19 protein-coding genes are annotated in these 15,954 nt (G+C 66.2%); 16 read left to right on the top strand and 3 right to left on the bottom strand.

Annotation, left to right across the window (positions count from 1 at the left end):
* Positions 1–35: 35 nt before the first annotated feature.
* On the bottom strand, positions 36–809 hold the full coding sequence (locus QZ994_RS13775; protein WP_290872592.1) for an ABC transporter permease: 774 nt from the start codon (positions 807–809) through the stop codon (positions 36–38).
* Positions 806–1,720, bottom strand: a complete 915-nt coding sequence (locus QZ994_RS13770) for an ABC transporter ATP-binding protein (RefSeq protein ID WP_290872588.1) — start codon at positions 1,718–1,720, stop codon at positions 806–808. The genes QZ994_RS13775 and QZ994_RS13770 overlap by 4 nt, the downstream gene beginning before the upstream one ends.
* Positions 1,721–1,874: 154 nt before the next feature.
* Between QZ994_RS13770 and QZ994_RS13765 the strand changes: the two genes are divergently transcribed.
* Positions 1,875–2,141, top strand: a complete 267-nt coding sequence (locus QZ994_RS13765; protein ID WP_290872585.1) for an acyl-CoA-binding protein — start codon at positions 1,875–1,877, stop codon at positions 2,139–2,141.
* Between the two features lie 13 nt (positions 2,142–2,154).
* Here the strand turns inward: QZ994_RS13765 and QZ994_RS13760 are convergent, their stop codons facing one another.
* A complete protein-coding gene (locus QZ994_RS13760) occupies positions 2,155–2,463 on the bottom strand; it encodes a polyhydroxyalkanoic acid system family protein (protein ID WP_290872582.1) in 309 nt (102 codons plus the stop codon).
* A gap of 181 nt (positions 2,464–2,644) precedes the next feature.
* On the opposite strand from QZ994_RS13760, the gene QZ994_RS13755 reads away from it, so the two are divergent.
* The 15 genes from QZ994_RS13755 to QZ994_RS13685 form a co-directional block, all read left to right on the top strand.
* Entirely contained in the window at positions 2,645–3,865 is a 1,221-nt protein-coding gene (locus tag QZ994_RS13755; protein WP_290872578.1) for a M20 aminoacylase family protein, read from the top strand.
* Between the two features lie 240 nt (positions 3,866–4,105).
* Entirely contained in the window at positions 4,106–5,326 is a 1,221-nt protein-coding gene (locus QZ994_RS13750; RefSeq protein WP_290872574.1) for an IscS subfamily cysteine desulfurase, read from the top strand.
* Positions 5,327–5,397: 71 nt separating this feature from the next.
* Entirely contained in the window at positions 5,398–5,841 is a 444-nt protein-coding gene (gene iscU / locus QZ994_RS13745) for a Fe-S cluster assembly scaffold IscU (protein WP_290872572.1), read from the top strand.
* 62 nt (positions 5,842–5,903) lie between these two features.
* On the top strand, positions 5,904–6,278 hold the full coding sequence (gene erpA / locus QZ994_RS13740) for an iron-sulfur cluster insertion protein ErpA (RefSeq protein ID WP_290872569.1): 375 nt from the start codon (positions 5,904–5,906) through the stop codon (positions 6,276–6,278).
* Between the two features lie 8 nt (positions 6,279–6,286).
* Positions 6,287–6,610 (top strand): iron-sulfur cluster assembly protein IscA, encoded by a 324-nt coding sequence (gene iscA, locus QZ994_RS13735; protein ID WP_290872566.1) that lies wholly within the window; start codon positions 6,287–6,289, stop codon positions 6,608–6,610.
* Positions 6,611–6,687: 77 nt separating this feature from the next.
* Positions 6,688–8,571: a Fe-S protein assembly chaperone HscA gene (gene hscA, locus QZ994_RS13730; protein ID WP_290872563.1), complete on the top strand. Its 1,884-nt coding sequence runs from the start codon at positions 6,688–6,690 to the stop codon at positions 8,569–8,571.
* Between the two features lie 13 nt (positions 8,572–8,584).
* Positions 8,585–8,920 (top strand): ISC system 2Fe-2S type ferredoxin, encoded by a 336-nt coding sequence (gene fdx, locus QZ994_RS13725; RefSeq protein ID WP_290872561.1) that lies wholly within the window; start codon positions 8,585–8,587, stop codon positions 8,918–8,920.
* Positions 8,921–9,297: 377 nt separating this feature from the next.
* On the top strand, positions 9,298–10,437 hold the full coding sequence (gene nifV / locus QZ994_RS13720; RefSeq protein ID WP_290872558.1) for a homocitrate synthase: 1,140 nt from the start codon (positions 9,298–9,300) through the stop codon (positions 10,435–10,437).
* Between the two features lie 77 nt (positions 10,438–10,514).
* On the top strand, positions 10,515–11,291 hold the full coding sequence (gene cysE, locus QZ994_RS13715; protein ID WP_290872598.1) for a serine O-acetyltransferase: 777 nt from the start codon (positions 10,515–10,517) through the stop codon (positions 11,289–11,291).
* Complete coding sequence (gene nifW, locus QZ994_RS13710) at positions 11,291–11,677, top strand: nitrogenase stabilizing/protective protein NifW (RefSeq protein WP_290872595.1); 387 nt, start codon at positions 11,291–11,293, stop codon at positions 11,675–11,677. Before cysE ends, nifW begins: the two co-directional genes overlap by 1 nt.
* Positions 11,678–11,757: 80 nt before the next feature.
* Positions 11,758–12,606: an electron transfer flavoprotein subunit beta/FixA family protein gene (locus tag QZ994_RS13705; protein ID WP_290872555.1), complete on the top strand. Its 849-nt coding sequence runs from the start codon at positions 11,758–11,760 to the stop codon at positions 12,604–12,606.
* 45 nt (positions 12,607–12,651) lie between these two features.
* Complete coding sequence (locus tag QZ994_RS13700) at positions 12,652–13,767, top strand: electron transfer flavoprotein subunit alpha/FixB family protein (protein WP_290872552.1); 1,116 nt, start codon at positions 12,652–12,654, stop codon at positions 13,765–13,767.
* A 27-nt stretch (positions 13,768–13,794) separates the two neighbouring features.
* A complete protein-coding gene (locus tag QZ994_RS13695; protein ID WP_290872548.1) occupies positions 13,795–15,102 on the top strand; it encodes an FAD-dependent monooxygenase in 1,308 nt (435 codons plus the stop codon).
* A 59-nt stretch (positions 15,103–15,161) separates the two neighbouring features.
* A complete protein-coding gene (locus tag QZ994_RS13690; RefSeq protein WP_290872545.1) occupies positions 15,162–15,461 on the top strand; it encodes a ferredoxin family protein in 300 nt (99 codons plus the stop codon).
* Between the two features lie 6 nt (positions 15,462–15,467).
* Positions 15,468–15,954 (top strand): hypothetical protein (locus tag QZ994_RS13685; RefSeq protein ID WP_290872543.1); only part of this gene is annotated, 487 nt, incomplete at its 3' end.

The following is a 15,954-nucleotide window of genomic DNA, read 5'->3' as shown; positions in this document are numbered from 1 at the left end:
GGGTGACGGGCAAAAAAGGGCGGATCGGGGGCGAATCAAGAACGGATTTTGTACCCGGTCTTCAACAAATGCAGGGCGATGGCGGAAACACCCAGCGTGGCGGTCGCCACCACGCCCAGGCTGAGCCAGGGGCTGGCGTCGCTGGCGCCAAAGAAGCCGCGGCGGAATCCGTCAATCAGGTAGAAGAAGGGGTTCAGGTGGGACAGGCCTTGCCAGAAGGGCGGCAGGGAGTGCACCGAATAGAAAACGCCCGAGAGGAAGGTCATGGGCACGATGATGAAGTTCTGGAAGGCCGCCATCTGGTCGAACTTGTCGGCCCAGAGGCCGGCGATCAGGCCCAGGGCGCCCAGCAGGGTGCCACCCAGCACGGCGAAGGTGAGCGCCCACCAGGGTTCGGCCAGGCCGGGCGGGGCAAACCAGGCGGTGGCGACGAACACGCCCGCGCCCACGGCCAGACCGCGCACCAGCGAGGCGCCCACGTAGGCGAGGAACCAGGCGCGGTGCGACAGCGGTGTCAGCAGGACGAACACCAGGTTGCCGGTGATCTTGCTCTGGATGAGCGAGGAGGAACTGTTGGCAAAGGCGTTCTGCAGCAGGCTCATCATCACCAGGCCAGGGATGAGGAAGCGGGTGTAGCCGACGCCACGGAAGACCTGCACATGGTCTTCCAGCACGTGGCCGAAGATCAGCAGGTAGAGGATGGCGGTGAGCACGGGCGCGCCCACGGTCTGGAAGCTGACCTTCCAGAAGCGCATCACCTCCTTGCGAAAGAGCGGGCGGGCGCCCTGCACGGAATCGGTCCAGTTCATGGTTGGGTCTCCCGGCCATGCATGATCGAGAGGAAAACGTCTTCCAGGTCGGCTCGCCCCAGCTCCAGGTCTTCGACCGGGCAATGGGCTTCCCGCAAGGTGGCCAGCAGGCGCTCGACCTCGGTGGCGTCCTTGGCGGGCAGCTGCACGATGCGCCCGGTCACACGGGCGATGGCGGCCAGGGCGGGTGGCAGGGTGGCGTCGGTCTTGAATCGCAGCATGGTGGAGGCGGTGCCCGCCAGCAGGGCCGAGGTGCGATCGAGCGCGACCAGCTGCCCCTGCTTGAGCATGCCGATCCGCTGGCACAGGGCCTCGGCCTCTTCCAGGTAATGGGTGGTGAGCAGCACGGCGTGGCCCTGCTTGTTGAGCTGGGCGATGAACTGCCACAGGGTCTGGCGCAACTCGACGTCAACGCCTGCGGTGGGCTCGTCCAGCACGATGACCGGCGGACGGTGCACCAGGGCCTGGGCCACCAGCACACGGCGCTTCATGCCACCGGAGAGCTGGCGCATGTTGGCGTCGGCCTTGTCGGTGAGGCCCAGGTGGGCGAGCAATTCGTCGATCCAGTCGTCGTTGCGGCGCAGGCCGAAGTAGGCACTCTGGTTGCGCAGGGTTTCACGCACCGAAAAGAAGGGGTCGAACACCAGTTCCTGTGGGACCACGCCCAGGGCACGGCGGGCCGCGGCGTAGTCGTCGACCACATCGTGGCCCTGCACGGTCACGCGGCCCGCCGAGGCCCGCGCCAGACCGGCCAGGATGCTGATGAGCGTGGTCTTGCCGGCGCCGTTGGGGCCGAGCAGGCCGAAAAACTCGCCTTCGTGGATGTCGAAGCTGACGTCTCGCAGGGCATGGACCGTGCGGCCACCGCTCTGGAAGGACTTGCTGATGTGCTGGAAGGAAACGGCGCTCATGACGGGCAGTCGAGTGGGGCCGCGATTCTAGGCCGGCCAGCCCGAACGTGCTCGGCCACTGCTTTGAGGGGGAGGCGGGCACACCCTGCCAAACGGTGCGCCGGGGCAGCGCTACCATCGCGATCACCACCCATGTACCGAGGAGTACCAATCCATGTCCGACCTGAAAGCCCGTTTCGAACAAGCCCTGGCCGATTCCAAACAGCTGCCGGCCAAGCCCGACAACCAGACCCTGCTGCAGATCTACTCGCTGTTCAAGCAGGGCAGCGTGGGCGATGCCACCGGCGAGCGCCCCGGCATGATGGACTTCGTGGGCCGCGCCAAGTTCGACGCCTGGGCCGCCCTGAAAGGCAAGGGCCAGGACGCCGCCCAGCAGGCCTACATCGACCTGATCGAATCCCTGAAGACCTCGCTCAAGTGAGCGAGGGGGCGCCTCAGGCCTGAGTGCCCGAGGCCTTGTCGATGATGCGCCCCAGGTTCTTCGCCACTTCGGCTTCGATCATGGGCTTGAAGGCGGCCATCATCATGCCCAGCTTGACGTTCAGGTCGAAGCTGGTGGCGGTGACGGTCATGGTGCCCGTCACGCCCATGCGCTCGAAGGTGAGCACGTCCTGGTCGTCGCCTTCGGCGTGCTGGCAATCCAGCCCCATCTGCTTGGCCGCGCCACTGGCCCATTCCTTGGCCAGTTCGCGGGCCTTGGGCAGGCCCAGGGTGTGGTCGCGGTGGTAGTTCACATCGCTCATCGTGTCTCCTTCAACATCGGTTTGCCGCACCAGGCTGGCTGCCCGGCTTGCGCCAACCCTGACTATATAAGCGCGATGCCGCGGCCACAGCCGCTCGGATCGCCCTGAGGGCAAGGGGGCGACAGCCGCGTGTGACAAGCCCCACAGGTAACATCGGTTTTCCGCCTTTGCCGCCCCGCCCATGCCCGCCACGACCGCCCCTTTCGGCGACACCGCCATCCCGACCGCCCTGCAGGAGCAGGCTCCCGCCATCCAGGCCATCCGACGCGACCTGCACGCCCACCCCGAGCTGTGCTTTGAAGAGGTCCGCACGGCCGATGTGGTGGCGCAGGCTCTTACGGGCTGGGGCATCACGGTGCACCGCGGCCTGGGCACCACCGGTGTCGTGGGGGTGATCGAGGGGCGACCGGGGCCGCGCGCCGTGGCCCTGCGAGCCGACATGGACGCCCTGCCCATGAGCGAGCACAACGCCTTTGCCCACGCCAGCCGACACCCCGGCCGCATGCACGCCTGTGGCCACGACGGGCACACGGCGATGCTGCTGGCCGCCGCCCAGCACCTGGCAGCGAACCGCGATTTCGACGGGCGCGTGGTGCTGGTCTTCCAGCCGGCCGAAGAAGGCGGCGGCGGCGCGCGGGAGATGATGAAGGATGGCCTGTTCGAGCGCTTCCCGGTGGACGCCATCTTCGGCATGCACAACTGGCCCGGCATGGCCGCCGGGCAGTTCGCGATCAAGGACGGCCCCTGCTTCGCCTCCAGCAACGACTTCCGCATCGTGATCACCGGCAAGGGCTGCCATGGCGCCATGCCGCACATGGGCGTCGACCCCGTGCCCGTGGCCTGCCAGCTGGTGCAGGCCTTCCAGACCATCGTCACACGCAACCTCAAGCCCATCGAGACCGGCGTGATCTCGGTGACCATGATCGAAGCCGGCGAGGCCACCAACGTGATCCCCGACACGGTCACGATGCGCGGCACGGTGCGCACCTTCACCACCGAGGCGCTGGACCTGATCGAGCAGCGCATGCGTGAACTCAGCCACCAGCTCTGTGCCGCCTTTGGCTGCACGGTGGCCTTCGACTTCCACCGCAACTACCCGCCCACCATCAACCACCCAAAGGAAACCGCCTTCGTGCGCCGGGTGATGCAGGCGCTGGTGGGCGAAGCCAATGTGCTGCCCTTCGAGCCCACCATGGGCGCCGAGGACTTCAGCTTTTACCTGCAGGCCCAGCCAGGGGCCTATTTCGTGATCGGCAATGGCGACGGCAGCCACCGCGAGGGGGGGCACGGCCTGGGCCCCTGCATGCTGCACAACCCGAGCTACGACTTCAACGACCAGCTGATTCCCCTGGGCGCCGCCTTCTGGGTGAAGCTGGCCCGGGACTGGCTGGCCCAGCCCTGACACGGCAAGAAACCCCACTCGACAAGGGGTTGAGGCCGCCCGCGACAAATGCGACAAAGCCCACAGCGGCAGCCCGCCCCACACACAGCCCCGCTTTGCCGGGGCTTTTTCTTTTTCTTGAGCCAAATCAAGCGTTTACAGGACGACGTGGCCAGGTGGCACAAGGTGGCATCCCGTTTGCAATAAGGAGCCCAAGGCGGCAGGCCAGGCAGGCTTGCCACAGCAACAGGAGCGCCACCCATGACCGTTCTGCCCAAGCGTCCCATCTACCTGGACTACGCTGCGACCACCCCGGTGGACCCGCGTGTCGCCACCAAGATGATGAGTTACCTCACGGATCGCTTCGGCAATCCGGCCAGCCGTTCCCATGCCTACGGCTGGGCCGCGGAAGAAGCGGTCGAAATCGCCCGCGAGCAGGTCGCCCTGCTGATCGGCGCCGACCCGCGTGAAGTGGTGTGGACCTCGGGCGCGACCGAGTCCAACAACCTGGCCATCAAGGGCGCCGCCCAGTTCTACCAGAGCAAGGGCAAGCACCTCGTCACCCTGGCCACCGAGCACAAGGCCGTGCTGGACACCATGCGCGAGATGGAACGCGCAGGCTGGGAAGTGACCGTGTTGCCGGTGCTGCCCAGCGGCCTGGTCGACATCGACCTGTTCAAGGCCGCCCTGCGCCCGGACACCGTGCTGGCATCGGTCATGTACGTCAACAACGAAACCGGCGTGATCCAGGACATCCCGCAGCTCGGCGCCATCTGCCGCAGCAAGGGCGTGATTTTCCATGTGGACGCGGCCCAGGCCACGGGCAAGGTCGCCATCGACCTGAGCGAGCTGCCAATCGACCTGATGTCGATGTCGGCCCACAAGAGCTATGGCCCCAAGGGTGTGGGCGCGCTGTACGTGCGCCGCAAGCCCCGCATCCGCATCGAGGCGCAGATCCACGGCGGCGGGCATGAGCGCGGGATGCGCTCGGGCACCCTGCCCACGCACCAGATCGTGGGCATGGGTGAGGCCTACCACATCGCCTCTCGCGAAATGGGGGCAGAAATGGACCGCATCCGCGGCCTGCGCGACCGCCTCTGGGAGGGGCTGAAGGCCCTCGACGAGGTCAGCATCAATGGCGACTTCGAACGCCGCACGGCCAACCACCTGAACGTGAGCTTCAACTACGTGGAAGGCGAGTCGCTGCTGATGGGCATGAAGGACATCGCCGTGTCGTCGGGCTCGGCCTGCACCTCGGCCAGCCTCGAACCCAGCTATGTGCTGCGCGCCATGGGCCGCAGTGACGAGCTGGCCCACAGCTCGGTGCGTTTCACGATCGGCCGCTACACCTCGGTCGAAGACATCGACTTCACCATCCAGCGTGTCGGCGAAGTGGTCAACAAGCTGCGCGAGATGAGCCCCCTGTGGGACATGGTGCGCGCCGGCATCGACCTCGATTCCATCCAATGGGCAGCGCACTGAGCTGTCTTCCCGGGCTGCGGCGACCGCGGCCACGTCCTCACTGACGACAACCATCGCAACCGGAGATCCCCATGGCATACAGCGACAAGGTCATCGACCACTACGAAAACCCGCGCAACGTCGGCTCCTTCGACAACGCCGAAGACGGCGTGGCCACCGGCATGGTCGGCGCCCCGGCCTGCGGCGACGTGATGAAGCTGCAGATCAAGGTCAACCCCCTGACCGGCATCATCGAAGACGCACGCTTCAAGACCTACGGCTGCGGTTCGGCGATCGCCTCGAGCTCGCTGGTGACCGAATGGGTGCGCGGCAAGACGCTGGACCAGGCGCTGGAGATCAAGAACACGCAGATCGCCGAAGAGCTGGCCCTGCCACCCGTGAAGATCCACTGCTCGATCCTGGCCGAGGACGCCATCAAGGCGGCCGTGGCCGACTACCAGGCCAAGGCCGCCACCAAGCAGGCCGCCGATGGTGCGGTCACGCTGGGCGACCAGCCCATCTGTGCGCCTCACTGAGTGAGCCACCCGGCGTTTCGCCACCGTCTTTGTCGTCCATCCTCGCCTACCAGGAGACCACCATGGAAACCACGCTTGAAGCACCTGTCACCACCTCTGACGCGCCGCCCGCCCCGCTGAACTTCAGCGCCAACGCCGCGGCCAAGGTCGCCGAGCTGATCGCCGAAGAGAACAACCCCGAGTTGAAGCTGCGCCTGTACGTGACCGGCGGTGGCTGCTCGGGCTTCCAGTACGGCTTCGCTTTCGACGACAAGATCGCCGACGACGACACCAGCATCAGCCGCGATGGCGTGACCATGGTGGTCGACATGATGAGCCTGCAGTACCTGATGGGTGCCGACATCGACTACGAAGATGGTCTGGAAGGTTCGCGCTTCGTGATCCACAACCCGAATGCCCAGTCGACCTGCGGCTGCGGCAGTTCCTTCTCGATGTGAGGCAGGCCATGACGATCACCATGACCGAAACGGCGGCTAGGCACATCCAGAAGTCGCTCAGCAAGCGCGGCAAAGGGGTGGGTTTGCGCCTGGCCGTCAAGACCAGTGGTTGCTCGGGCCTGGCCTACACGATGGAGTTTGCCGATGCACCCGATGCGGAAGACACCCGCTTCGAGAGCCACGGCGTGACGCTGCTGGTCGACCCGAAGAGCCTGCCCTTCCTGGACGGCACCGAGCTGGACTTCGTGCGCGAAGGCCTGAATGAAGGCTTCAAGTTCCACAACCCCAACTCCAAGGCGGAGTGTGGTTGCGGCGAAAGCTTCGCCGTCTGAGCTGACGTTTCCTGCGGTGGGCAAGGCCTGGGCCGGCTCACCTCCTCTGTTGAAGTCTTGAGCACCTGAGGCCCACCATGGCATTGCTGCAGATCGCTGAACCGGGGCAGAGCGCCGCCCCCCACCAACACCGTCTGGCAGCCGGCATCGACCTGGGCACCACCAACTCGCTGGTGGCCAGCGTGCAGAGCGCCGTGCCCAAGGCCCTGGTCGACGAACAGGGCCGCCCGCTGTTGCCTTCGGTGGTGCGCTACAGCGCCGAGGGCCTGCCGGTTGTGGGCTTCGATGCCCTGGCAGGCCAGGGGGCCGATCCGCTCAACACGATCGCGTCGGTCAAGCGCCTGATGGGCCGCAGCATGGCCGATGTGATCAAGGCCGGCGCCCCGTCCTACCGGCTGGTTGAAGAGCCGGGCATCGTCAAGGTGGACACCGCTGCCGGCCTGAAGACGCCCATGGAGGTCTCGGCCGACATCCTCTCCGCCCTGAAGGCCCGCGCCGAAGCCGCGCTGGGTGGGGACCTGACCGGCGTGGTCATCACGGTGCCGGCCTACTTTGACGATGCCCAGCGCCAGGCCACCAAGGACGCCGCCCGTCTGGCCGGCCTGCACGTGCTGCGACTGCTGAACGAGCCCACGGCCGCCGCCATCGCCTACGGCCTGGACAAATCCGCCGAGGGCACGTTTGCGGTCTATGACCTGGGTGGCGGCACCTTCGACATCTCCATCCTGCGCCTGAGCCGTGGCGTGTTCGAGGTGCTGTCCACCGGTGGCGACTCGGCCCTGGGCGGTGACGATTTCGACCGCGCCCTGGCCCTGTGGCTGGCCACGCAGCTGGGACAGGGTTGGGAGACGCTGATCCCGGCCGACCAGCAGCACCTGCTGATCTGCGCGCGTGCGGCCAAGGAAGCGCTCTCCAGCTTTGCGGCGGTCGACCTGCCGCTGGCCACCCCCTCTGCCCCCGAGCACACCGGCAGCGTCACGCTGACCCGCGAGGTGTTTGCCGAACTGACCCAGGCCCTGGTGCAGAAGACCCTGAGCGCCACCAAACGCGCCCTGAAGGACGCCCAACTGACCGCCGAGGAAGTCGATGGCGTGGTGATGGTGGGAGGCTCGACCCGCATGCCGGTGGCCCGCGAGGCCGTGGCCAAGCTGTTTGGCCGCGAGCCCCTGACCGACATCAACCCCGACGAGGTGGTGGCCCTGGGCGCCGCCATCCAGGCCGATGCCCTGGTGGGCAACCGCCAGGCCGACGAGGGCTGGCTGCTGCTCGATGTGTGCCCGCTCTCGCTGGGCCTGGAGACCATGGGCGGCCTGGTCGAAAAGATCATTCCGCGCAACACCACCCTGCCCGCTTCGCGTGCCCAGGACTTCACCACCTTCAAGGACGGGCAGACCGCCATGTCGGTGCACGTGGTGCAGGGTGAGCGCGAAGGCGTGAAGGACTGCCGCTCTCTGGCGCGCTTCGAGCTGCGCGGCATCCCGCCCATGGTGGCCGGCGCCGCCCGCATCCGCGTGACCTTCCAGATCGATGCCGACGGCCTGCTGAGCGTGAGCGCACGCGAACAGAGCACCGGCGTGATCGCCGAAGTGCAGGTCAAACCTTCCTATGGCCTGGACAACGACCAAATCGCCTCGATGCTGAAAGACAGCGTGGGCAGTGCCGACGCCGACATGAAGCTGCGCATGCTGCGTGAGGCCCAGGTCGACGCCCGCCGCCTGCTGGACGCCACCATCGCGGCCCTGCACGAAGACGGCGAAGAACTGCTCTCACCCACCGAACGCCAGCACGTGCAGGACGCCATCAACCTGGTTGCGGACCGGCTCGAGACCGAAGCCGACACGGACGACGTGAAGGCCGCCTGCAACGCCCTGAACATGGTCACCGCCTCGTTTGCCGCGCGCCGCATGGACGCCAGCATCCGCAAGGCGCTGTCTGGCCGCGTGCTCGAATCCATCACCTGAAAAAGTCCCCACCATGCCGCTGGTCACCGTCCTGCCCCACCCTGAACTCTGCCCACAGGGGCAGGCCTTCGACGTCAAGCGCGGCGGCTCGCTGTGCGAAGCCCTGATCGCCAACGGCGTGGCCATTGAGCACGCCTGCGACATGGTCGCGGCCTGCGCCACCTGCCATGTGCTGGTACGCCAGGGTGGCGAGACCCTGGCCGAGCCGGATGACGACGAAAACGACGAGCTCGACAACGCCTGGGGCCTGGAGCCCGCTTCGCGCCTGGCCTGCTGCGTCAAGCTCAAGGACGGCGACATCACGATCGAGTTGCCCAAGCACAGCCGGAACCACGCGCGGGAGCGCTGAAGGTTCGCACGGCCAAGCGCAGCCCGCCTGACTTCCGGCGGGCTGCGCTTCACATCCCAATCCAGTGAGACAGGGGTGAGCGTTTGAAGCTCACCGCCTGAGCGTCAGCCTGCGCCGGCAGCACGCTACAGCCCCGCGCCATGGCGCCCATGTGGCAAAGAAAACAAACCCGACAAGGTCATCAAAGCGCCGTCAACGTCGGATTTGGCACGACAAACGCCACAGCCGGAACGCCCCCTTGCAAACAGCAAAAAACCAATCAAATCAATACCTTGCATCACAAGAATGCGCATGAGATGACATGGCACAGCGATTGCAGAACAGCCCTCACACAGGCCCTTGAGCCCCAAGGCATCCAACGCATCGAGCCCCCCGCCATGCAAGCACCGATCATCAACGACACGACCCTGCGCGATGGTGAACAGACCGCCGGCGTCGCCTTCACGGTGGCCGAAAAATGCGCCATCGCCAAGGCCCTGTCCGACGCCGGTGTGCCCGAGATGGAGATCGGCATCCCCGCCATGGGCGACACCGAGATCGAGACCATCAACGCCATCGCCGCCATGGGCCTGGACAGCCGCCTCATGGTCTGGGGCCGCATGTGCGAGGCCGATCTGGCCGCGGCCTCGCGCTGCCATGCCGACATCGTGCACCTGTCCATCCCGGTGTCCGACATCCACCTCCAGCACAAGCTCGGCCAGACCCGTCAATGGGCGCTGGAGCAGGTCGAGCGCTTTGTGTGGACGGCGCACCGCAGCGGCATGCAGGTGTCGGTGGGGATGGAGGATGCCTCCCGCGCCGACCCGCACTTCCTGGCCGCGGTGGGCCGCATGGCGCAGGACTGTGGCGCCAGCCGCGTGCGCTTCGCCGACACGCTTGGCGTGCTCGACCCCTTCACCACGTTCGATGCGGTCTCGCAGCTGCGCCACGCGGTCGAGATCGACATCGAGATCCACGCCCACAACGACCTCGGCCTGGCCACGGCCAACACGCTGGCGGCCTTGCGTGCCGGGGCGACCCACGCCAACACCACGGTCAATGGCCTGGGTGAACGGGCAGGCAACGCGCCGCTCGAAGAGGTGGTGATGGGCGTGCGGCACCTGCATGGGCTGTCAACCGGTGTGCGCACCACGGCGCTGTGCCCCATCTCCCAGCTCGTGGCCCAGGCCTCGGGGCGACCGGTGGCGGCCAACAAGAGCATCGTGGGTGCGGCGGTCTTCACCCACGAATCGGGCATCCACGTCGATGGCCTGCTGAAGGACCCGAGCACCTACGAGGGCTTCGATCCGGCGGAGCTGGGTCGCCACCGCGAGACCGTGCTGGGCAAGCACTCCGGCTCGCGTTCGGTCCGCGTGGCCTACCAGGCCCTGGGGCTGCCGGTGGTCGAGCCCCAGGTCCAGCCCTTGCTGGACCGCATCCGGGCTCACGCCGTGGACACCAAACGCGCCCCCACGACCGACGAGCTGCAACGCTTCTTCCTCGAAGCCACCCCGCTGCGTGAAGGCCAGGCATCATGAAACGCGAAGACCCCGCACTCGGCGCCATCCAGCTGCTGCCCAGCGAAGACGGCGAACTGCCGCCCGAGCACACCCCCATGGGCCAAGGCCGCACCGCCCTGGTCGACCGTGGCTGGTGGGCCCTGCTCAAGGAAGACGTGGCCTGCGTGCTCACACGCGACCCGGCCGCCCGCTCGCTCTTCGAGGTCTGGACCATCTACCCCGGCGTGCAGGCCGTGGCGCTTTACCGCCTGGCCCACGCCCTGTGGACACGCGGCTGGCGTTATGGCCCGCGTTTTCTGTCGTTCTTCGCACGCTGGGTCACCAACGTCGACATCCACCCCGGCGCCAGGATTGGCCACCGCTTCTTCATCGATCACGGCGCCTGCGTGGTGATTGGCGAAACGGCCGAGATCGGTGACGACGTCACGCTCTATCACGGTGTGACCCTGGGCGGCACCACCTGGAACCCCGGCAAGCGCCACCCCACGCTGGGAGACGGCGTGGTCGTGGGTGCCGGCGCCAAGATCCTCGGCCCCATCACGGTGGGCGCCCGCGTGCGGGTGGCCGCCAACTCGGTGGTGATCGACGATGTGCCCGAGGCCGCCACCGTGGTCGGCATCCCTGGCCGCGTGGTGATCCGCAAGGAAGCACGGGCCCCGCAAGGTGCCATCGACCTGCAGCACCACCTCATCCCCGACCCGGTGGGCAAGGCCATCGCCTGCCTGCTGGACCGCATCGCCGAACTCGAAACCGAAGTGAAGCTCATCAAGGGCCTGCCGCCCCTGCGCGCGGCCGAAGACGGCGCCTGCCACGCTTGTGACGATACCTGCACCCAACCCACGTTCAGCAACCGACCGGGAGTCTCACCATGATGGAAAACCTCACGCTGCAACTCAAGCAGTTGTCCTCCGCCGAAGACTTTCTCCTCTTCTTCGGGGTCCCGTATGACCAGCCGGTGGTGCACGTGAACCGCCTGCACATCCTCAAGCGCTTCTACCAGTACATCCGCCAGGAGCCCAACCTCCCGGAAGACAACGAGCAGGCGCTCTACGCCGTCTACCGCGACCTGCTGATCAAGGCCTACACCGACTTCGTGAAGTCGACGCCGGCCCAGGAGAAGGTCTTCAAGGTCTTCCAGGAAGCCGAAGGCCACCAGCACGTCACGCTGCAAAACCTCAAGTCCACGCTGCCCTCCCAAGGCGGATCGGTGCCCTCCTTCACGGTGCCCGCGCGCCCTGAGGCACCCCGTGCCGCCTGAAGCTCACCGCATGAGCCTTTTGAACAGCCATCGCCTCGCCTGAACCACAACAAGACCCGCCCTTCCAGCAGGAGCACACCATGCACATCGTCGTCTGCATCAAACAGGTCCCGGACTCCGCACAGATCCGCGTGCACCCGGTCACCAACACCATCATGCGCCAGGGTGTGCCGGCCATCGTGAACCCCTACGACCTCTTCTCACTGGAAGAGGCCCTGCGCCTGAAGGACAAGTTCGGCGGCAAGGTGACCGTGATCTGCATGGGCCCGCCCCAGGCCGAAGAAGCCCTGCGCAAGTGCGTGAGCTTCGGCGCCGACGACGCCGTGCTGGTGACCGACCGCGCCTTTGCCGGTGCCGACACCCTGGCCACCTCCTATGCCCTGGCCGCCGCCATCCGCAAGCTCAACAGCGAGCAGAAGGTCGACGTGGTCTTCACCGGCAAGCAGACCATCGATGGCGACACCGCCCAGGTCGGCCCCGGCATCGCCAAGCGCATGGGCCTGCAGTTGCTGACCTATGTGTCGCGCATCGTCGAGACCGATGTCGAAGGCGGCACGATCACGGTCGAGCGCCGTGGCGAGGGTGGCGTTCAGCTGCTCAAGACCAGGCTGCCTGCCCTGATCACGATGCTGGAGAACACCAACGAGATGCGCTTCGCCTCGCTGCCCGCCATGATCCACGCCGCCGCCTACCAGGTGCGCAAGTGGAACAAGGACGACGCCGGCATCGAAGACGTCTCCAAGATCGGCCTCAAGGGTTCGCCCACGGTGGTGAGCAAGGTTTTCGGCCCCACGCCCCGCAGCGAGAAGGCCGAAATGATGGTGATGGAGAACACCACCTTGCGCGACATGTCGCTGACCCTGCTGCAGTCCATCTTCACGCGCCACCCGACGCTGGAGCAGGACCTGGTCGAAAAGCTCAGTGCCTGAGCCACGTTTCCGCACAACACACGCTGTCATCACCGGAGAAGCGCCATGAGTGAAGCCGCCCCCAACGCCGCGAAAAATGCCCCCCTCAAGCCTGCAGGCCGCGGCCGCAACCTTGAACTGTCCGAGGAACTGAAGGCCTACAAGGGCGTCTGGGTGTTCATCGAACACGAACGTGGCCATGCGCACAGCGTCTCGTGGGAACTGCTGGGTGAAGGCCGCAAGCTGGCCGACATCCTGGGCGTGCCGCTGTGTGGCGTGCTGCTCGGTGGCCCGGACGAGCCCCTCGATGCCTTTGCCAAGGAAGCCTTCACCTTCGGCGCCGACCACTGCTACCTGATGCGCGACCCCGTGCTCAAGGGCTACCGCAACGAACCCTTCACCAAGGGCCTGACCGACCTGGTCAACAAGTACAAGCCCGAGATCGTGCTGCTGGGCGCGACCTCGCAAGGCCGGGACCTCGCCGGCTCGGTGGCCACCACCCTGCTCACCGGCCTGACCGCCGACTGCACCGAGCTCAACATCGACCCGGTGACCCGCGCCCTGGCCGCGACCCGCCCCACCTTCGGTGGCTCGCTGCTGTGCACCATCATGACCCTGGCTTACCGCCCGCAGATGGCCACCGTGCGCCCCCGCGTGATGGCCATGCCGCGCGGCGAAGCGGGCCGCACAGGCACCACCTCGGAAGACTCGCTGGGCCTGATCGAAACCAACATCGTCACCAAGCTGCTGGATTTCATCGCCGACGCCCACAGCAACAAGATCAACCTGCCGTATGCCGACGTGATCGTCAGCGGTGGCAAGGGCCTGAAGAACCCCGAAAACTTCAAGCTGGTCTTCGACCTGGCCCGCGTGCTGGGCGGCGAAGTGGGTGCCACCCGTCCGTGTGTGCAGGCCGGCTGGGTCGAAGCCGACCGCCAGGTGGGCCAGACGGGCAAGACGGTGCGTCCCAAGCTCTACATCGCTGCGGGCATCTCCGGGGCCATCCAGCACCGTGTGGGCTGCGAGGCGTCCGACGTCATCGTGGCCATCAACACCGATGCCAACGCCCCCATCTTCGACTTCGCGCACTACGGCATCGTGGGCAACGCCATGCAGGTGCTGCCCGCCCTGACGCAGGCCTTCCAGGCCCACCTCGACCAGCGCATCAAAAAAGTGGCCTGACCCTCACAGCGAACCAGGAGAGACGACATGAGCAAGCAGAAATTTGACGCCATCGTGGTGGGGGCCGGCCCCTCGGGCAACGCCGCCGCCTACACCATGGCCAAGGCGGGCCTGAAGGTGCTGCAGATCGAGCGTGGCGAGTACCCCGGCTCGAAGAACGTGCAGGGCGCGATCCTCTATGCCGACGCGCTGGAACGCATCATCCCCGACTTCCGTGACGACGCCCCGCTGGAGCGCCACATCATCGAACAGCGCATGTGGGTGCTGGACGACGACTCCTTCGTCGGCAGCCACTTCCGCAGCGAGAACTACAACAAGCCGCCCTACAACCGCTACACCATCATCCGCGCACAGTTCGACAAGTGGTTCAGCTCGAAGGTCCGCGAAGCCGGCGCCCTGCTGATCTGCGAAACCACCGTGCAGGACCTGATCATGGACGGTGACAAGGTGGTGGGCGTGCGCTGCGACCGTGAAGCCGGCGAGGTGTTTGCCGACGTGGTGATCCTGGCCGATGGCGTGAACAGCACCCTGGCCCGCAAGGCCGGCTTCCATGGCGAGATCAAGGCCAACAACGTGGCCCTGGCCGTGAAGGAAATCCTCTTCATGCCCGAGGAGCTGATCCAGCAGCGCTTCAACATCAAGGAAGACGAAGGCGTCGTCATCGAGATGGTGGGCAAGATCACCGACGGCATGATGGGCACGGGCTTCCTCTACACCAACAAGGATTCGCTCACCATCGGCATCGGCTGCATGCTCTCGGACTTCAAGAAGAACGAGAACAAGACCTCGCCCTACACCCTGCTGGAGCAGCTCAAGCGCCACCCCTCCATCGCCCCGATGATCCAGGGCGGCGAGATGAAGGAGTACTGCGCCCACCTGATCCCCGAAGGCGGCTTCTTTGCCGTGCCCAAGGTCTATGGCAACGGCTGGATGATCGTGGGCGACTCGGGCGGCTTCGTGAACGCCGTGCACCGCGAGGGCTCCAACCTGGCCATGACCACGGGCCGCCTGGCCGCCGAAACGGTGATCAACGCCAAGGCGGCCGGCAAGGAGCTGAACGCACCGGTGCTCAAGGCCTACCAGAAGGCGCTGGACGAGTCCTTCGTGATGAAGGACCTGAAGAAGTACCGCGACATGCCCAAGGTCTTCCACGACAACCCCCAGTTCTTCACCACCTACCCCGAGCTGCTGAACAAGGCCGCCCGCACCATGGTGACGGTGGACAACGTCGACAAGAAGACCAAGGAGAAGGAGATCTTCTCCAGCTTCCGCCAGACCCGGTCCTTCACCGGCCTGGTGGGCGACGCCTTCAAGCTGTGGCGCGCCTTCCGCTGAGCTTTCGCTGAGCCGCCCTGCTGCGCGCTCCTTCACCGCCCCTCATCAGGAGTCTCACCATGACACCCATCCAAGTGAAAGTGGAAGACAAGCTCTTCCAGAACCGCTACAAGGTCGACGCCGGCCGTCCGCACATCAAGATCAAGGACAACGAGGTCTGCCGCACCGATTGCAAGGACCGCTCGTGCACCTATGTGTGCCCGGCTTCCTGCTACACCGCCGAAGGCAACGGCGCCGTGACGCTGATCACCGACGGCTGCCTGGAATGCGGCAGCTGCCGCATCATCTGCTCCGAACACAGCAATGTGGAATGGGAGTACCCGCGCGGTGGCCACGGCATCCTCTTCAAGTTCGGTTGAGGCCCCATGGACGACATCAAGGTCTTTCTGATCCACGCCATCCAGCTGGAGTTCGAGGCCGCGCGGCGATACGAAGACCTGCGCGCGTCGATGGGCACGTTGGGCAACAAGGAGGCCGAAGCCTTCTTTGCCCAGATGGCGGAGTTTTCGCGTCTGCACCTCAAGGAAGCCCTGCGACGCGGGGGCTTTCGCGATCTGCCCAAGCTTGGCCCCGATGAATGGCAGTGGCCCGATGGCGTGAGCCCCGAGCAGGCCGCCTGGGCCGGTGTGGACGGCCTGATCGACGCTGCCATGGCCTACCGCCTGGCCCTTGATGGCGAGGAGCGCAGCCAGCTGTTCTACGCGGCGATCGTGGCGCAGACCCACGACCCCGAGGTGCGCCGCATGGCGCGCGAGTTCGCAGAAGAAGAAGCCGAGCACGTGGCCGAGCTGGAGCGCCTGCAAGACAGGCAGGTTGAGCAGCTCACGCTTGAACTGGAGCGCCAGCGCCTGC

The organism is Aquabacterium sp. (genome assembly GCF_021768455.1).
Classification (GTDB): Bacteria; Pseudomonadota; Gammaproteobacteria; order Burkholderiales; family Burkholderiaceae_C; genus Aquabacterium.
The sequence above is the reverse complement of the archived record's forward strand: the minus strand, read 5'-3'. Positions and strand labels throughout refer to the sequence as shown.